Below are 18,309 nucleotides of genomic sequence, written 5' to 3' on the forward strand. Positions count from 1 at the left end.
ATTTGTATTATTCACGCCTAAGAATACGTTTTCAATATTAACCAAACAAGTTCTATTATTTCTCCACCTACTCACATGATATGTCCACCTTTTATATAAATATTACTTTCTCAGTCTATATATGCTATTTACATGTCCCCCTTCCCTCAACCTCCAGAAAATTGCTATAATGGAAGTAAAGTTAAATATTGCTTAAAATATACATGTATTGGTGATGATTTTATGAACAGAATACTATGGGCTACTTTTATTTTTATTGTGTTATTTTTAAGTTTGGCAATAATGAGTACATTTGAAGTCTTAAATCAACCAGCTATCAATGGAATTTTTTCAATTCTACTTTCTATATTTATTTTATTTCTATTAGATAGCTTCTTGCATTTACTCTCTAATAGAGAAACAAGATGGAAAAAGAAACATTATAAAAGTCTTTTAGAATGGATGGATGATGGAGGAATAGGTAGCACCAGGCTTGAACAAAGTCTTTTTAAAGACATTAAGCCAAAATACAATCTAGTAGATAATCTCGAGCTTATTCAAGAGACTTTTACAAAAGTCGATAGAAAAAAAAGAAATCTACTACTCTCCTACTTTAAAGCACAAAGAAATGCAGTTACTCTTAACACTACATTGATGGCGATTTTTTCTACTATGTTTAGTGGAATCCTGTTATATCTCATTCAAAATCCGAGACTATTTAACACAGAACTGATGGTAAATGAAGAAGTCGATTTTATTGTAAAACTAGTAACTTGGTTATTCTTTTTTATTATTGTAATGTCTCATCTTGTAAAAATGAATAAAGGAACATCGACCAAAAACGAACTTTATATTGAAATATTAGAGAGATTAAAGTAAAGATACTATTTCCATGCTTCAGTTTTGAAACGGGGGAAAAATGGACACTATTACACATACTTTATTTGGATTCGGAATCTATCAAAGTGTTAATAAAGAAAAAATGAGTAAGAAAGAGAAATACGCCCTGCTCATCACTTCAATTGGTGCTAGTCAAATTCCTGATATTGATGTTATTTCACAGTTTTGGGATACAACTGGACAATATCAAATGTGGCATAGAGGAATTACGCACTCGATCTTTCTAGCTCCTATCTGGGCATTATTGTTTTACATCATCAATCGTTTTATTTTTAAAATAAAGGGATTCCAATCCTACTTTATCGCACTTCTTGCGGTATTCATCCACAATACTAGTGATGTGTTTAATGCATGGGGAACAGGTTACCTCGAACCTTTTTCAGCTGTTCGCTTAACCTTTGGAACAGTTCCAATCGTTGATTTAGTTATATGGTTTATCTTTTTACTATCATTTGTCGCATCAAAGGTTTATCCAAAAGTACAGACATATCTATTGTTTCGAATTGGTTGGATATTGATTGTTCTTCATATCGCTGTTCAATCTATACAAGGCTCTATTTTATACAAAAAATATAAGTTGGATTATCAGGAGCTTGCACTTTCCGCCAGCTTTATCCCTTGGCATTATACCATTATTGGGAAAAATGACGATACGATTGATATTATTAATGATTCTCTTCTAACAAAGGCTGAATTTGTGGAGCGAATTACTTCTAACAATGAAGTAGACCTTGATTTGTTATTTGCAGAAAATCCTGCTGCAGCTACTCTTTATCAATGGTCCCCCTTTGTTGTAGTGGTAGATGAGAAGAAGAGAATTGGCATATATGATCCACGATTTTACCGCAATGGTGAATCTTTTTTAGGGGAGTATTTGGATAAATAGTATTTTTCCTAGAAAACTATTAAAAGGACCAACCAGTGGCGGCAATTTCGAATTCCCCACGGGTTGGTCCTTTTGGTCCATCATACAAACTGCATATGTTTCTTACTCTTCTTTTGATACATTATCTATTTATTTTTTGCATACACTTGAACTTCCACTAACCCATTAGCCCAGTTCCCATTACTATTATCATTCACACGTTTTATTGCAGACACAGATAGACGAACGTATCTAAATTTTCCTTGTATAGGAGTTGATTTAAATCCTGCCCATGTATTTTTGGACTCATCCGCAATTTCAACCCAATCCTCATTATTATTAGAACCATACACCTTATACTGATAATACATTTCTGATCCGTTATATAAACGGAATGCAAGATCCATTCTAGAAAGATCATATGCTTCTTCTAAATCGATTGTATAATCGAATGGTGCATCACCTGGACGATACCAATGCGTATTATCGCCTGAAGTTCTTAAATTAAATTCATAGCCATCATTCGCTAATTCAATTGGTCTTGCTGGATCTTCTTCATTTGAACCATAAGCTGTCTTCCCTTGTGAAACTAATGATATACCCTCTGGTAAGCTAATATTTCCACTTTCCACATTCAATTTCCAACCCGTAGAGTACTTCATCGATGCAGCATGATTCTCTGTGTCAATCGTTAACGGAAGCCAAACATATCTCGAGTCACCTAATTGCTTTGAGTTCCAGCGATCTCCCATATATACATATTGTTTTGTTCCGTCTTGTTTGGTTATCGTCATAATGTTCGTTGATTGACTATAATACGTACTATTATTACCAAGAGCAGCGTTCTCTAGGATGAGTCCATCGCTTCCTTTTAAAGGAGACCATCCATCAGGATTCGTAATATCACTTGTATATCCAACGGTTGATTGATTTGGCAGCCATCCAGATTGACCGGATGTTACAAGATAATATCCATCATTCTCCACATTAACAACTGCAGGAGCTTCTCGGCCAACCCCTTCATAAAAGTTATAGGATTCAAATGTAGAATCTTTCACGTCTGATGGTGAAAATGAATAGGTTGTAAAGTCTACATCATCAAAACGATCATTTAATCGATGTATTCTCATCGAATGACCCTCAGAGGAAATCAAGTATGCGGTATCCCCTTCTTGGAACACAGTGAAATCTCTTGAAACATACCCATATTTTTGAGGATCTGTTTGTTCTGATGCTGGTATTTGCTCTCTTTCCCCTGATTTAAAATACTCTTCATCTGTAAACCAACCATTGTTACTTCTCCAGTTTCTTTCTGTACCACCTGGACGCCAATGACCTTGAAACACATATGGGCCTTCAGGTTTGTCAGCTGTAGCTACCATTATTTGACTTGATGAATAGCCACTCCCATCCTCCCAATGTCCCCATAGTACATATTTCTTTGTTTTTTCATTATAAAGTAACTTAGGTCGTTCTACCTTGCTATACTGTAATCCTAATTCAGCACCAGGGACTGTTTCAGAAAATTGATCCAAAATATTTCCTTCATTTTGCCAATTCACCAAATCCCTTGAAGAGTATAAACTTACCGCGAAAAAGTTTGCGCTATTGTGAATTTTGTTTTCTCCAACCCAGTAATAGATTGGTTTACCATCTGAAGCAGTTTGTTGTAAGAAACCGCCTCCATGTGCTTGAATATGGTTTCCTTCTGTATCCAACCATGTTTCCCCCACAGGTATTCCAATTTCCGAATAGTCTACCGTTTCTTTAACATGTGTCGCATATTGAAATGCTTGTTCGATTTGCGTTTTAGCCATATTCAAGTCTTGAATGGTCAGTTGATTCTGCCCAAGAAGTGATTCGGCATTTGTTAATGCTCGAGAGATATTATTCCAAGTACTCTCTGTATATCTTCCCTTTTCTGTATCCTTATATTGGTTATAAATTTCTTCTAGATTTTCTTTTATACTCGCTACATAACTATCCTCGATTTCCTCATTTGTTAGAGCTCTTGAATAAATTTTCACATCATCTATTAATCCTTTAAAATACTCTCCATTTCCCCAATTCGCTTTTCCTAGTTGAATAATTCCTCCTGTATCCGACAAAATATCTCTTAACTTGAACGTACTCTCTTTCGTATCCTTTTTTACCCCATCTACAAAAATAGTCGTACTATTTTTCTTAATCACTAAATCAATATGTTTCCAGGAAGTACTGGATGGAGTAGATAGATTATTTCCTGGACGAGATCCTGTATTATTGTATCGTTCCACTGTAATTCCACTTGTTTTATCCATTATTCCTACATAACGCTCCTGTTGATAGGCTTGCGTTTTTTCATCGTTCGAGGCATAAAATACCCACCCATTTCCTCCTTCAGGCTTACTATTATAAGAAATGGTTATTTCGTCTTTACTTTTTAATAGAGGCTTCCCGTTTTTCTTTGTGACTTTAAGCCAAAAAGTTTCACTGAGTTGAGCTGCCATTCCATGTGGAGCATCTACATAGACAGGAGTCCCTTGAACTTCTGCCTTCGCTCCAGAACCAACAATCCCATTCTCCGGATCATCAAAATGAAAGCTTGCGATCAATGCCTCGTCGACTGAATTCTCTTTTGCAAATACTTCTTGTCCAACAAGTTGTTGAGAAAATAGTGTGATTAAAGATAGAGCTGTAATTTTCATCATATTTTTTGGATTAATTATCATAGTTCCCTCCTATGGACTGACAAAAAACGTATTTCAAAAAATATTTATAAAGACACATTTACTCAAAAAAGCTATTACTCCTCTCCTTTCCTTTCCTTTTTATTTCGAGTAAATGTATGTTCCCACGTTATCGACTCTTATCTCATTTCTTTAATTAAGAATACGCTTACATTAATGTAATAATATGCAACATCAGGATTTAAGTAAATACTTTTTCTTATTTTTACTAAAAAACTACTATAAAAAATAAATACTATCAATATTTTCAGTAAAATATTGATAGTATAATAATTACTTTACTCCTACTAATGGCATAGATAAATAGAATAAATCGCTAACTGATAACGGAGTCTCAAAATCGTTTACTCTCATCACAACCTAGTCTTTACTAAGCTTAGGTAAATCCATTAAAGTAATACATTCTCCTATTTTTCCTTCTGATTCAAAAACGATAATTTCATTCTCACCTTGCTTTAAGAGAGGGCCTGGAATGTAGAGACGTTGTTGCGGTCCTTTTTCCCAGAATCGTCCAATATTAAATCCATTGACGGTTACAAAACCTTTCCCCCATCCTTCTAAATCTATAAAAGTATCACCAATAGTCGAAGCATTAAATGTAAACTGATAGAAAGCTGGCTGTCCTGATTGCCATGCTGCTTCAAAGTCTAGTTGATTCAGATTATCCATTGGTAAAGCATAGATATCCCATTCACTTTGGAAAGCTCCATTGATAATTACACCATCGCGAATCCCTTTTTCTTGATGATTCATTTTTACCGAATAATTGACTCTTCCCATATTTTCCACAAGAATCCCTAATTGATTATCTGACTCTGTTAATTCAAACTCTAATTTCTGTCCAATTTCTAAATCATATTGAGTGGCTAAATGGTTATCATTGATAAAAATTTGGGCACGATCCATACATTCAATCAAGCGAAAATCTTCAATTGGACGTGCCTTGCCAATTTGACTTTGATAAAAAATATATCCAGTTCCTTGATCTAATGCTTCCATTGTTAGTGGATAGTTATGATGAAACCTTTTGCTAATTTTATCAAGATTATGGAATAAAGATGTTTTCGCCTGTATCTTTAATTCCCCATAAGCAATCTTTTGGATTTCTGTTGAAAAACGCACTTCAGGTAAAGTGGTATATTTCGCAATTACTTCTTGGAATTTACGATATTTTGGGGTGATATCTCCCCATTCTGTTAATAAAGCGTCATAATCATAACTAGTTACATCTGGTGCTAGTTTCTCATAATAGTTAGCGCCACTTGTAAAGCCAAAGTTTGTCCCCCCATGGAACATGTAAATATTCACTGACCCTTCTTCTAAAATATCAGCTAGCTCATGTGCAGATTCTTCTGCATCTGTCGTATGATGAATTTCATCCCCCCATGCATCAAACCAACCAATCCAGAACTCCATCACCATTAGTGGCTTTTTCATTCCATGAAATGCTCTAAGTCGTTTAAAATGCTCCTTTACTTTTGAACCACAATTAATAGTTGGTAAAGCTGTTTCAGGGATAGAGCCATTTTCTAACATATCTCCCCAAGGACCATCAGAGGTAACTAACGGAACATTTACTCCATGTTCCTTCATCATTTGCGCCATTCTTTCCATATAATTTTTATCATTGGCATAACCACCGTACTCATTTTCCACTTGCATTAGGATTATAGGGCCACCATTTGTAATTTGCAGATCTACTACTTCTGGAAAAAGCTGTGTAAAATAACGATTGATTTTTTCCATAAATTTTGGATTATCAAAACGAACTTTCACACTTTGATCTTTAATTAGCCAGTATGGCAATCCTCCGAATTCCCATTCCGCGCAAATATATGGAGCTGGCCTAAGAATCACATATAAACCTATATTACTAGCTGTTTGAATAAATTTACGTAAATTCAATCGCTTTTCAAAATCATATTTTCCTTCATGGGGTTCATGTAAATTCCAAGGAACATAGGTTTCTACGGTATTACATCCTAATGCTTTTAATTTCTCTAATCGATCTAACCAGTATTCTGGAACCACACGAAAGTAATGAATAGCTCCTGAAATAATTTTCAAGGGCTGATTATCCATATAAAAATCATCTTTTATTTCAAACTTCTTCATTTTACGCACCTCTCCATTTACTTAGTAAACACTCGTTTATTTTTTCTATCTTTCATTTATTTCTCATTTTAAACACGCGCACACATAAATTGTATAAGAAGGTAAACTAAATAATATAAGATTTTGAAACAGTAAGGCATTTAGAAAACGACTGAAATTTATCATTTACCTTTCCCCAAACTAGTAACAATGTAGCAGTGTTTGATGGGGTTAAAAATAATAAATAAATCGAAATATGTTGGAAACAACAAATTATTTTTTAGTAAAAAATAGAGAAAAAACTAGGCAAAAACAACCAAATTATGTTATCGTTTACATTGTAATGATTCAGATAAATTCTAAATAACAAATGAGCTCACCAAGTTTTCTATAAAATGATAATTCTTCTACTATTTATATCCTTTTGATTGATCCAACTCTAGAACTTTTCTATTTCCATGGTCATAATGCTGTTGTTTAGAAATGCCCCCTTACATTTAATTAAACAATTGAAAAGAGGTAAAGTCATATGCTGAAGATTGCTGACAATGAATTACAATGGGTTATTAACACTTTACAAAAAGTTGAAAAAAAGATGCATATTGTCGCCAATAGTAATAAAGATAAGATTCCATACACCACAACTCCAGACGGTAAGTTTGATGACTGGACAAACACAGATATTGCTTGGTGGACGAATGGCTTTTGGGGCGGAATAATGTGGCAGCTTTATAACCTTACAAAAGAACCTATATATAAGGAAAATGCAGAAGTACTAGAAAAGAAGCTTGATAGAAATTTAATGCTTTCTGATAAGCTTGATCATGACAATGGATTCAAGTGGGGACCGACGGCTTTAGCTAACTACTTTCTCACCGAAAATCAAGAATCTGCAAACCGTGCAATGTTAGCTGCTTGTAACCTAGCAGGTCGATTCAATTTGAACGGAAAATATATACGTGCATGGAATGATGATTCCACCAATCGAAGTGGCCTTGCCATTGTTGATTGCTTAATGAACCTTCCGATACTTTATTGGGCTACAAAAGAAAGTGGGGATCCTCGCTTTTCACAAATAGCAATGGCTCATGCCTTCACTGCCCAAAAATATCTTGTCCGTCCAAATGGTTCCGTAAAGCATATCATCGAATTCAATCCTCATACTGGAGAATATCTAAAATCACACGGCGGCCAAGGTCTAGGACATGGTTCTGCATGGACTCGTGGGCAAGCCTGGGCTTTATACGGTTTTGCTTTAAGCTATCATCATACGAAGGAAGACCAGTTTTTATCAACAGCTAAGCAAGTCGCAGATTATTTCATCTCCAATATACCTGAAAATGGTTTAATTCCAATCGATTTTTGTGCATCAAGCGACCAGCCAATGTGGCAGGATGATAGTGCTGCTGCGATTGCTGCTTGTGGTTTGCTTCAAATTGCTGATTTAGTAGAAGATGCAGAAGAAAGCCAACAATATATAAACGCTGCCTTAAGGCTATTACATGCTTTAACTGAGAAAAGTTGTAATTTTGATACGGATACTGATAATCTATTAATGCGTTGTTCAGCTGCTTACCACGAACGGAACCATGAATATCCTATTATTTACGGAGATTATTTCTACCTTGAAGCACTATTAACATTGAGCAAACAAGGTCTATTCATTTGGTAACTAGCTTGATATATACAAAAAAACATCTGCCCTCTCAGATACTTTCCATGTAGAGGTCAGATGTTTTTTATGAATAGCGTCTCTCCAACTAGCAACCTACCAAAATCCGCTCACTATTTAATTCTTCTATTATACTACCATAACTCAACTGTTCTCTATTTTCAAAGTATATTCCAAGCTCGTTTCCCGATCTGCAGCTACAGTAGTAATTTTAATCTCTGCAGTATCCGTTATATCCCTTGGCTGTTTTTCATCAATTAAAATATTGTTAACATATACAAGAACAGCAGGATCAGCATCTATCTTAGCCAAAATTTTATTTGTTTCCTTTTTAACCATATACATTTTTGTATTAGGATTAAAATACGGTACTAGTATCCCTCCACTGATTTTAATTCCTTTAATACTGGCCACATTGGAATAAGATAGAGAATTACGTAGCGTTATGCCAAATAATCGGCAACTCTCTTCTTCCTTAGGTGCCCTAAATGTTAGCTTCATTTTCTCCTTTTTCCACTTATTCTCGATTACAAGCTTTACAGATAGTAAACCCTTTTCAGAAACTGCTGGAACGGTAATCATTCGCTCCCCTTCGGTCTCCTCATTCATTCTTACAATAATGGACTTCCCTGCGTCTTCCGCTATGAACTTTAATTCTAAAAAGATTTCAGAAACACTTGGATCAACATGAAATAAATAACTGAATTCACCATTTCTTTCAGCAACTCGATATCGATGTCCCCACCAACTACTTACCGTTGATTTTTCTTTTTCTAAATGTTTGGCATATTCGGAATTGTTATCGTCAAAATTAAATAGCTGATCCATTATTAGACTATTTTCTCGTTCTCTTTCTTTTTGTTTTTTGATGACAGATTGAGCAGCTTCTGAATCCTTCTCTTGCAGTTGAAAATAAATCCCATATCTTTCTCCATGCATTTGATAATAGGGGGAAAAGATTAAATCTTCTTCAATATCTTTCACCTTAAAAGCAATGAGTTTATCCTTCATTTTCACTTCTTCTAGTCTTAAGGATAAATCGCTTCTCCATTCATCTATTGGTATTTTTGTAGTTAATGTTGTGATTGCTAACGGATCCCTTGTGGCGACACGAACTAATACTCCGTTCGGCATATCTTCCCAAATTTTATTTTGCCCTAGATGTGCACTTAAAACGTACGGCCCATAATTCAGTGAGATATAGTCTTTGTTATCATTTGCACTAATAAGTTTTATACGATAATAAAGGGTAAACTCGATATGAGCCTCTTCCTCTACAGTTATTTCCCAAAAACCATTTGTCGATTGAATCGTCTGCTCTATGCCATTTATGTTAAATGTTTGATATTTCGAGACCCATTCTGGTTGCCGTAAACGTAGATTAATGGGCTCAAACGTAGTATCCTCTTGCTTACTAAAGAGAAGGGATACTTCGCCGGTTGACCGATTTACCTGTTGAATTAGCTTCACATTAGCATTTGGAATAATTACCTCATTTGAAAAATATAGATTCACGAAAACTGTATTCTCCTTCACAAAATAGAAGCTGTCAGACAACTTGGAAAAACTCTCTATCCCTGTTCCTGTACAGCACCAAAACTCATCAAATGGGCGATTATAAACTTTATTGTACCCAGCTCCCATTGGTTGAAAATACATCATCATGCCGTTGTCTGGATTTTGCGAGGCAAGAATCGCATTGATATAAGTCTTCTCATAATAGTCCAGATATTTTTTATTACCAGTAACTTTAAAAAGCTCCCGCGATAATTTCAGCATATTATGGGTATTACATGTCTCACAAGTGCAATCCCCATTTCTGATCTCTGCATCATTAAATAATGTATTTGCTTCATGGAAATGTTCGCTCTGACTATTTCCCCCGGTGCTATATGTATGGAATTTTATAACAATATCCCAGAAATTTTCTGCTGCCTTTAAAAACACAGGTAGCTCTTCTACCTCTTTTCGTGAGAGAAGACCAGCCGATTCAGTAACTTGTAAAGTTGTATATCTTTTCAGTGCACCAATAAACTTCGGAATCATCGTGTTTGCGTGTTTGCCTGCAAGTACATCTTTATCATCAGCTAATTCCTTAAATAAATGAACTTCGTCAAAATAACTTGCAGCAATCAAATGTTCTTTTCTTTTCGTAAGGGAGAATAATTGATATAAACCGTCATTCATCCCACCGTATTCAATTGTTAACATTTTTTCCTTATTTGGCATTGTTAGCATACGCTGATAAACATAATCTCCAAACGCACTAGCGGTTTCTAAAGCTGTCATTGCCAAGTTAGGAGAGGTAACTCGCAATGCTTCGTATGCTGCGGTTAAGCCTGCTAAAATTTTATGCAAATTGTACCAAGGGACAAGTACATTTTCTTTTTCCTTAGGATCTACAGGCAATCCTTCCACTTCATCTAATGCTACTTCCCTAAATGCAGATACATAGCCATAACTAGTGGGATGTTTTTTCCCGTATTCGATTTGAGCATTTCTAAGACCTTTTACAGCAATCGTTAATTTATCAAGTAGTTTCGTTCTAACTTCTTCCTCTTTAACATTTCCCAGTGCCAGTGAAAGAGAAGAAATGTAGTGACCAAAGAAATGTCCACGGAAATTCATTTTGTCACTTCTTTCCCACCCTTGGTACCCCTCTTCTGTAAGTGGATCTAACTCTGCAACTTTATAGATTTCATAAAGAAATCGCTCTGGTTCAAGCGATAGTAAGTAATGAACACAGTTATTTTGCGCTCTTCGTAATTCTTCATCCATAATAATTATCTGATTCGTTGGAATCGCTTGCATTTTTTCTCATCTCCTTATAGTAGATAGAAACTAGGAAGCAGCTTTATATTGATGTCCCCACAAAATAAATATATAATTTTTATAGAAATATGTCGTTAGAATAATAATTGATATGGTGGACAAAAACTATTTTAATAGATTTTAAGGTGAATATTATGACTTTATCCCATTCAAATACAGAGGAACGCTTTCATTTTAAGGTCGCTGGTTTATTTTCCTCTACTGAACCATGGCACCATGCCGTTCGTACTAATCCTGATTACGAGTTATTAATTGGTGTTAAACACACACTTTATCTTACATTTGATGATAGGGAAATTGCATTGAAACCAGGAGATATTTTAATTATTCCTCCCGGTTTAAGGTTTAAAGGGACACGTGATTCCCTTCCTATGCTATCCTTTTATTGGATTCACTTTACTATGACCATTGATGCCGCTGACAATAGCTCATTTTTTTCTATTATCCATCATCATCCCAAAGATCCTTTCTACTCAAATACGTTTCCTACAACAAAAATTGTCACGTTAGTTGATCACTTGATAGAAACGATGAAAAGCACTTGGCATTCCCAGCACTTATTAGATTCGTTAACTACAAGTATTCTATTAACCATCTCTGGAATAACGAATCAGAGAACATCTGATAAGGATAACAATGTAAATTATTTAGTTCTTTACATTATCGATTGGTTAAATCACCATTATATGCAGCCATTTAGTGTGGAAGAAGCTGCCAATTATTTCGGCTATAACACAGCCTATTTCTCCCATTTCTTTGCTAAAAATACGAATAAAACGCTTACTAGCTACGTTAATGACCTGCGAATTAATCATGCAAAAAAAGCCTTAAGAAGTGGAACTAAAAGCATTAAAGAAATAGCCTACGAATGCGGCTATCAGGATGAAAAATACTTTTCTAGGATCTTCAGAAAATTAGAAGGGGTATCTCCTTCTTTTTATAGAGGGACAGCAAATACCCAGAATGCTAATTATGAAAAAGAAACCTAATGACCCTATTAAATATATACATTAGGTTTCTATTCATTTCTTACTTTCTAATTAAAATTGCGCTATGAGCATTTACTACTTTTTCTTCCAATCGAATATCTTTTTTCCCCCATAAATCTCGCACTACTTTATTCGCTCCAACGAATCTATTAGCTAGCTCTCTCGGAATCTCCAGGTTAGATTCTCCTACATTAAAGAAGGCAATGTATTCATTATGTTCACTACGGCCTTCCCAAACGATCCAATTATCATCACGATAAACTTGGCGACGATAAGTTAGTGTTTGATACATATCTAGGACTTCTTCATTTGTAAATAAGCTTAACGTAAAATCATCAATATCTGGCAATGTCCCTCCATACATTAATGGGGATTGGAAAATAGTCCATAAACTCATTAGCAAATACTGTTCATCCTTTGTGAACCTTGTCCAGTTATCTCCCCCGCCTCCATCAACAGCACGAATCCCAATATGTCCTAATGGCAACATATCACAATCTGGCCAATTTCCTGGGCGAACATAGGACACCCACTCCTCTGCTCGATCGAACATGCGATATAAAGCATCCCAATGATCCCAAAAATCATCGGTTAATCTCCACATATTGGCATGCTCCTGCAAAAACGTTCCATTTTTAAGTTGTGCAGGTCCTGGAGATAAAGAAAGAACAATCGGTCGTTTTGTTTTATCAATTGCTTTACGAATCGCCGCGATTTCTTTTTTATGGGCATCATCGTATAATCTTGAATAAGCAATATCGTCCACTTTAATGAAATCAACACCCCAAGAAGCATAAAGCTCCATTAAAGAATCATAATAAAGCTGTCCTTCAGGCATATCCACATTAACTCCATACATATCCGAGTTCCAAGGACAAATATTGTTCATCGCAATATCTCTAGCTCGTTTATCTGTTCCCTTAATAGCAGTATTTTGATGAACAGCCTGCCGTGGAATTCCACGCATGATATGAATTCCAAATTTCAATCCTAATTGATGAATGTATTCACCCAAAGCCTTAAAGCCTTGTCCCTGCTTAGAGGAAGGAAAGCGATTCTCTGCAGGAATTAACCTTGAATATTCGTCCATATTTAACGGGAAAAATTGATTATACCTCGTTGATTTAGCTTCTGGCTCTGCCCATTGGATATCAACTACGATGTACTCCCATCCAAATGGCTTAAGATGCTCGCTCATGAATAAAGCGTGTTCTCGCACTTCCTCTTCTCTAACAGAAGCTCCATAACAATCCCAACTATTCCAGCCCATAGGCGGAGTCTTAGCAAAATCTAAAAATGTCATATGTTTTTCACCCCAAAATATATTGATAACGATTTCATTAAAAATGATACAATAATAGAAGAAAAAAGATTTAACCTATTCTACAAAGAAGGGCAAAAAGAAAGATATTGTCGCATATTTTATTGAGAAAGGTGAAAAGATGAGTATCTATAAGAAAGAATATCGTTACGCAAAACTAACTGCATTTTATGCTCTTAATCTAGCAAATTTTAATATGGGTACACATCATCATGCTTCCTGTGAAATTATGTATGTGACGACAGGAAGTTGTGAAATAACAGTTAATGATCAAAAATTTATATTAAAGGAAAAAGAATTTATTTTTCTTGATTCCTTCATTCCTCATAAATTAGTAGTAAACCAACAATGTACCATACTAAATATAGAGTTCTTAGTCGGAACGGATATTAATGACTTTGATTTGGAGCCCCTAAAGAATGCTTCTGTATCCTATCAAGAAATTTCGTTAATAAAGCCCATGTTTATTGTATCAAACGATTCTCGAAGTTTAGGGTACGCAATTAAAGACTTAATTAATCTAATGACCAATGCTAATTCAGATACCTCTGAAATTACATTTTTAACTAATATCCTCTTTCAAAGAATGATATTGGAACTATTTCACTCACTTGCTACGGAAAAGAGTGCGAAAGGAATGCGCTATATAAATAAAGCAATAGCATTTATTCAAGCTAACTTAGAAGACGAACTCAGTGTTCCAAAAATCGCCGAAGAAGTTGGTATTAATAAGTCTTATCTCCACCAACTTTTCAAAGATTATACAAGCTATTCTATCGGAGATTTTATTTCTAAAAAAAGACTTGAACGCGCTTGCTTCTTACTAATCAACTCCAATAAAAGTATAACAGAAATTGCCTTTCAAGCAGGTTTTAATAGCAGACAGTATTTCAGCAATACCTTTGAGAAAAATTTTTCTATGCCTCCTAGAGATTACAGAAAGCTTCATGGACAAACCCTTGAAAGTTCCACTATTAACGGGCAACTAAGATTAGATGATCATAACAACTGGTCTTTATCTAAAATGAAATAAAGATTCCAAATTTGGAAAAGACAAAAAAACAATTAAAAATATACACAGAAAAACGCTGTTGCGTTAGTCAACAGCGTTTACCTGATACTTAACTATCTAATTTACACTATTTCGATATACCCATCTGTTCCATGCACACGAATTCTTTGCCCATCTTTAATCAATTTGGTAGCATTTTCTACACCAACAACCGCTGGTAAGCCATATTCCCGTGCAATTACTGCCCCATGGGTCATCAGCCCTCCCACTTCAGTTACTAGACCTTTAATGGATACAAATAATGGTGTCCAGCTAGGATCCGTAAACGCGGTAACTAATATATCTCCCTCTTCTAGAACGGCCTCTTCCATGTTTAAAATAACACGCGCTCTTCCTTCTATAACACCAGATGAAACAGGTAGACCGACAATCGCTCCGGCAGGAATATTTTCTCGTTGGTACTTACCTGCAATGATTTCGCCATCTGATGTAATCACGCGTGGCGGAGTTAATTTTTCATATAATTTGTACTCGTCTTTTCGTTTCGTGATAATTGAGTAATCCAGTTGATTAGTGCGTACGACTTCATGAAGTTCTTCAAAAGTAAGATAATAAATATCTTCTTTTTCCAGTATAACCCCCAAATTTATAAGTTGTTCTGCCTCTTTCAGTAACGCCTGCTTATAAACATAATAACGACTAACATATCCGTATTTTGGATATTCACGATACCCGATGAAATTTCGAATACGATCGATCATTTGTTTGGTCTCTTTTGCCTTTTGTTCCCCTTCCGGCAATTGCCTCAATTGATCTAATAACTCATGTTCTTTTTCCAATGCAGCACGAAGTCCTTGTTCACGTCTCCGATTACTTTCATTCGGCTCAAAGTTTTTGATATTACTCAGAATCATCGGGATAATTGTAATTGGTTTTTCACTCCAACGAGTTCTAGTAATATCGATTTCACCAGTACATCTCATCCCGTATTTGTTGAGAAAAGCAATTATTGCTTCCTTTATTTTCTGTCCACCTTCAAATTGAATCAGCTTATCCAAAAAGTGATCATCTTTTACATGCTGTAAAAATTCAATTACTTCTGGATAAGGACGAATTACATCTGCTACATCCAATAATGCTAGACCCATTTCCGAAGTAATATTGTTTGGTACAGATTGCGAAAGAATATCGGCTGCGTTTTTTTCACCTAACCACTCATTCATTTTTTCATTGATCCAATGTGAAGCATTTATCGCAGTCATAAATACTGCAGTACTTTGTGGGTCCATTAAAATCTTCTTTAATTCTTGAATATCTTCGACAATAAAATCAAATAAATCTGATCCGGTTTTCGTTTGGATATTTCGTTTTAATGCTTCTATCGATGTTTGGCTTTTCTTCATTAAATCAGAAACGATTGTTGGATTATTTTCGATTTGCGCCTGGAAATCAATATTGTTTCTGCTAGGACTCGGTACTTGTTGATCACTCGGGTACGATCTTCGTTCTATGATGGTCATAAGCGCATCCTTCATGAGAGGATCATGTTGCCCCATGTTATTTAATAGCATGTTTCTGCTTTCAGGTGAAGCCAGCATAGGTGTAACATCCACATACAACCTTCCACCAGCTTTACGCATAGGTGCAGGAGTTATCAAGAGATGAAAAGATAATCCCAAGGGTTTCAAGGCATCAGTCATCATTTGTTGGTGACCGACAGATAGGTAAACGTGTTCTTCCACGTCATTTGCTTCAGGGATTGGGAAAAGTGTTGTGATTGGCCGGCTTTGAACGATATAAAACGTATCGTCAACCAAACACCATTCGATATCTTGTGGCTGGCCGAAATGAGCTTCAATCTGCCTTCCAATACGGGAAAGTTCTAAGATCTGTGGATCAGTCAGTGTTTGTGTCTTTTGCTGATCCGTTGCGATCTGCTGGGTCTCTGTTCCACCTTCTTTTTGTCCATAGATTGCAAATTTCTTGGTTGCAATTCTCTTTTCAACGATATTATCTTCCTGTACTGTATAAACATCAGCAGAGACCAAGCCAGAGACTAATGCTTCTCCAAGTCCAAAGCTAGCATCGATTGATAAAAGTTTCCGATTTGAAGTAACCGGATCAGCGGTAAATAAAATCCCAGACGCCTGTGGGAATACCATCCGTTGAACGATAACGGATATATACACTTGGCTGTGGTCAAATCCATTATGCATCCGGTAGATGACAGCACGATCCGTAAATAGGGATGCCCAACATTTGCGGATATGCTGCAGAATGCTTTCTTTTCCGATGATATTTAAATAGGTGTCTTGTTGACCAGCAAAAGAGGCATGTGGTAAATCTTCAGCAGTCGCACTTGAACGTACTGCATAAGCATGCTCCTCGCCAAACTTGGAGAGATAGTGAGAAACTGCTTTCACAACTTCAGAAGGAATTTCCGTTTCGAAGATGATTTCACGAATCTTCCCGCTGATTTCGCCAATTTGTCCTCGGTCTTCTACTTTGAGCATTTTTAGTTGTTCCATCAATGCAGGAATCGTTTCGTTCTGTTCGATCACCCTTTGATATCCCATTGTTGTAACACAAAATCCTTCTGGAACTTTTATCCCTTGAATTTTAGATAATTCCCCTAAATTCAAGCCTTTTCCTCCTACTAGCAGGAGCTGTGTTTTTTCCATTTCTTGAAAATCGAGAACCAATGAAACCATACTGCATCTCTCCTATTCCTTTATGTTTTATTGATTTTATCAGGAGAAAAACGGAAGAAACAGTCTATTTTACCCTTTTTTTATATGCTATAATTAAGACAGGAAGAGAAATTAATGTTGTCAAATAACACTGTAGCGGAAATCATCTCCCCATTCGGAGATAACAAAAAAACTATAGACCCCCTCAAATTTCAACGAGTTTGTCTACAGTCTGAAAGGTCCAACCAGCTTGTTAAGGTGGTTTTAAAGTAAAGTATCCATTCAGAATAAAATTGGTATGAGTACAAGGATGCAAACATATATATCCAATTTATTTTTTTAAATAGTATTCTATATTTGAGCAAAGTATATTCAAACTATTAACCCTAATAACACCACCATGTCTCTTCTTATTGATTCCCAACTCAAACTCAGCATCCTTTAAAATCCGAAAATCACCTGACCTTAAATCAGTTGTTAACAATGGAAGATAGCCTAAATTTTCTTTAAAGCGATCGACGATTAAACACCAAGTTTTATTATCGGGTAATAGATAAACTTGCGGTCCTTCTACCCCGAATAGATCCGCCAGAATAGAAGAATCAATCTGCTTATATTCTCCTATAAGCTCATTCGACCACTCCATGATAATAGTTCCAAACGTTTCATCCTTTGTAAATCGATAATAATTGCTTCCATCTCTAACAATGGTTGTATCAATAACATCTCGTTCTTTTTCTATATACAAAAAGGGAGAGCTGAATTTTCGAAAGTCGTTAGTATAAGATGCATAAATCTTATGTTTACCATCTGTTAGGGACGCCCAAAAAATAAGAAACTGTTGTTTTCTTTCGTCAAATATTGCCTCTGGTGCCCAAACATTCCCTGCATTTTTCACTTGCATTGTAACCGCCCAGGGTTTAGACCAGTGAACTAAATCCTCTGATTCCCAAAAAATGATATCCTTGCTTCCCTCTGTTTGGGCATGAACCCATCCCAAGCCTTTTTCGATTCGCAAATCAGTAGCTAAAATATAATATTTATTATTTCTCGGGTCCTGAATGATAAAAGGATCTCGTACGCCTTTTTCTCCTAAATCGGAGTAAAGCATGGGCTTTCCATGATTTAAATCATTAAAGTGGAGTCCATCCTCACTTATTGAAAAATACACTTGCTCCCCATCTTTATGTTCTCCAGTAAAATAGGTAAATAAATAGCCAGACATT

At 35.7% G+C, this 18,309-nt stretch carries 11 protein-coding genes; 5 read left to right on the forward strand and 6 right to left on the reverse strand.

All coding sequences use genetic code 11. From position 1 onward, the window contains the following. Positions 1-222: 222 nt before the first annotated feature. Positions 223-858: a hypothetical protein gene (locus RTL21_RS02785; protein WP_312093086.1), complete on the forward strand. Its 636-nt coding sequence runs from the start codon at positions 223-225 to the stop codon at positions 856-858. Between the two features lie 40 nt (positions 859-898). After that, positions 899-1,765 (forward strand): metal-dependent hydrolase, encoded by an 867-nt coding sequence (locus RTL21_RS02790; protein WP_312093088.1) that lies wholly within the window; start codon positions 899-901, stop codon positions 1,763-1,765. A gap of 125 nt (positions 1,766-1,890) precedes the next feature. Here RTL21_RS02790 and RTL21_RS02795 read toward each other — a convergent pair whose 3' ends face one another. Together RTL21_RS02795 and RTL21_RS02800 are read right to left on the reverse strand one after the other, a co-directional pair. Next, positions 1,891-4,434, reverse strand: coding sequence for a LamG-like jellyroll fold domain-containing protein (locus RTL21_RS02795; protein WP_312093090.1), 2,544 nt, complete (start codon positions 4,432-4,434; stop codon positions 1,891-1,893). Between the two features lie 399 nt (positions 4,435-4,833). Then, on the reverse strand, positions 4,834-6,588 hold the full coding sequence (locus tag RTL21_RS02800) for a glycoside hydrolase family 35 protein (RefSeq protein WP_312093092.1): 1,755 nt from the start codon (positions 6,586-6,588) through the stop codon (positions 4,834-4,836). Between the two features lie 508 nt (positions 6,589-7,096). Between RTL21_RS02800 and RTL21_RS02805 the strand changes: the two genes are divergently transcribed. Then, complete coding sequence (locus tag RTL21_RS02805) at positions 7,097-8,239, forward strand: glycoside hydrolase family 88 protein (protein ID WP_312093094.1); 1,143 nt, start codon at positions 7,097-7,099, stop codon at positions 8,237-8,239. A gap of 144 nt (positions 8,240-8,383) precedes the next feature. Here RTL21_RS02805 and RTL21_RS02810 read toward each other — a convergent pair whose 3' ends face one another. Then, on the reverse strand, positions 8,384-11,050 hold the full coding sequence (locus RTL21_RS02810; RefSeq protein ID WP_312093096.1) for a beta-L-arabinofuranosidase domain-containing protein: 2,667 nt from the start codon (positions 11,048-11,050) through the stop codon (positions 8,384-8,386). A 155-nt stretch (positions 11,051-11,205) separates the two neighbouring features. Here RTL21_RS02810 and RTL21_RS02815 point away from each other — a divergent pair, with 155 nt between their 5' ends. Next, a complete protein-coding gene (locus RTL21_RS02815) occupies positions 11,206-12,060 on the forward strand; it encodes a helix-turn-helix transcriptional regulator (RefSeq protein ID WP_312093163.1) in 855 nt (284 codons plus the stop codon). Between the two features lie 40 nt (positions 12,061-12,100). Here the strand turns inward: RTL21_RS02815 and RTL21_RS02820 are convergent, their stop codons facing one another. Beyond that, complete coding sequence (locus tag RTL21_RS02820) at positions 12,101-13,363, reverse strand: glycoside hydrolase family 27 protein (RefSeq protein ID WP_312093098.1); 1,263 nt, start codon at positions 13,361-13,363, stop codon at positions 12,101-12,103. Positions 13,364-13,502: 139 nt separating this feature from the next. Between RTL21_RS02820 and RTL21_RS02825 the strand changes: the two genes are divergently transcribed. Next, positions 13,503-14,414, forward strand: a complete 912-nt coding sequence (locus RTL21_RS02825; protein WP_312093100.1) for a helix-turn-helix domain-containing protein — start codon at positions 13,503-13,505, stop codon at positions 14,412-14,414. 101 nt (positions 14,415-14,515) lie between these two features. On the opposite strand, the gene ppsA is transcribed toward RTL21_RS02825, so the two are convergent. Further along, positions 14,516-17,104, reverse strand: a complete 2,589-nt coding sequence (gene ppsA / locus RTL21_RS02830; RefSeq protein ID WP_312093102.1) for a phosphoenolpyruvate synthase — start codon at positions 17,102-17,104, stop codon at positions 14,516-14,518. Between the two features lie 310 nt (positions 17,105-17,414). Further along, the gene (locus tag RTL21_RS02835; protein WP_312093104.1) at positions 17,415-18,308 is read right to left on the reverse strand and encodes a glycoside hydrolase family 43 protein; all 894 of its coding nucleotides are present in this window, start codon (positions 18,306-18,308) and stop codon (positions 17,415-17,417) included. Position 18,309 lies beyond the last annotated feature (1 nt).

Origin of the sequence: Niallia sp., from assembly GCF_031978665.1 — a bacterium.
In the GTDB taxonomy this organism is placed as follows: Bacteria; Bacillota; Bacilli; order Bacillales; family Cytobacillaceae; genus Niallia.

Coding starts and splice junctions, on each gene's coding strand:
- RTL21_RS02825 (WP_312093100.1), top strand. CDS start 13,503: ATGAGTATCTATAAGAAAGAATATCGTTACGCAAAACTAACTGCATTT.
- RTL21_RS02795 (WP_312093090.1), bottom strand. CDS start 4,434: ATGATGAAAATTACAGCTCTATCTTTAATCACACTATTTTCTCAACAA.
- RTL21_RS02790 (WP_312093088.1), top strand. CDS start 899: ATGGACACTATTACACATACTTTATTTGGATTCGGAATCTATCAAAGT.
- RTL21_RS02785 (WP_312093086.1), top strand. CDS start 223: ATGAACAGAATACTATGGGCTACTTTTATTTTTATTGTGTTATTTTTA.
- ppsA (WP_312093102.1), bottom strand. CDS start 17,104: ATGGTTTCATTGGTTCTCGATTTTCAAGAAATGGAAAAAACACAGCTC.
- RTL21_RS02810 (WP_312093096.1), bottom strand. CDS start 11,050: ATGCAAGCGATTCCAACGAATCAGATAATTATTATGGATGAAGAATTA.
- RTL21_RS02815 (WP_312093163.1), top strand. CDS start 11,206: ATGACTTTATCCCATTCAAATACAGAGGAACGCTTTCATTTTAAGGTC.
- RTL21_RS02835 (WP_312093104.1), bottom strand. CDS start 18,308: ATGTCTGGCTATTTATTTACCTATTTTACTGGAGAACATAAAGATGGG.
- RTL21_RS02805 (WP_312093094.1), top strand. CDS start 7,097: ATGCTGAAGATTGCTGACAATGAATTACAATGGGTTATTAACACTTTA.
- RTL21_RS02820 (WP_312093098.1), bottom strand. CDS start 13,363: ATGACATTTTTAGATTTTGCTAAGACTCCGCCTATGGGCTGGAATAGT.
- RTL21_RS02800 (WP_312093092.1), bottom strand. CDS start 6,588: ATGAAGAAGTTTGAAATAAAAGATGATTTTTATATGGATAATCAGCCC.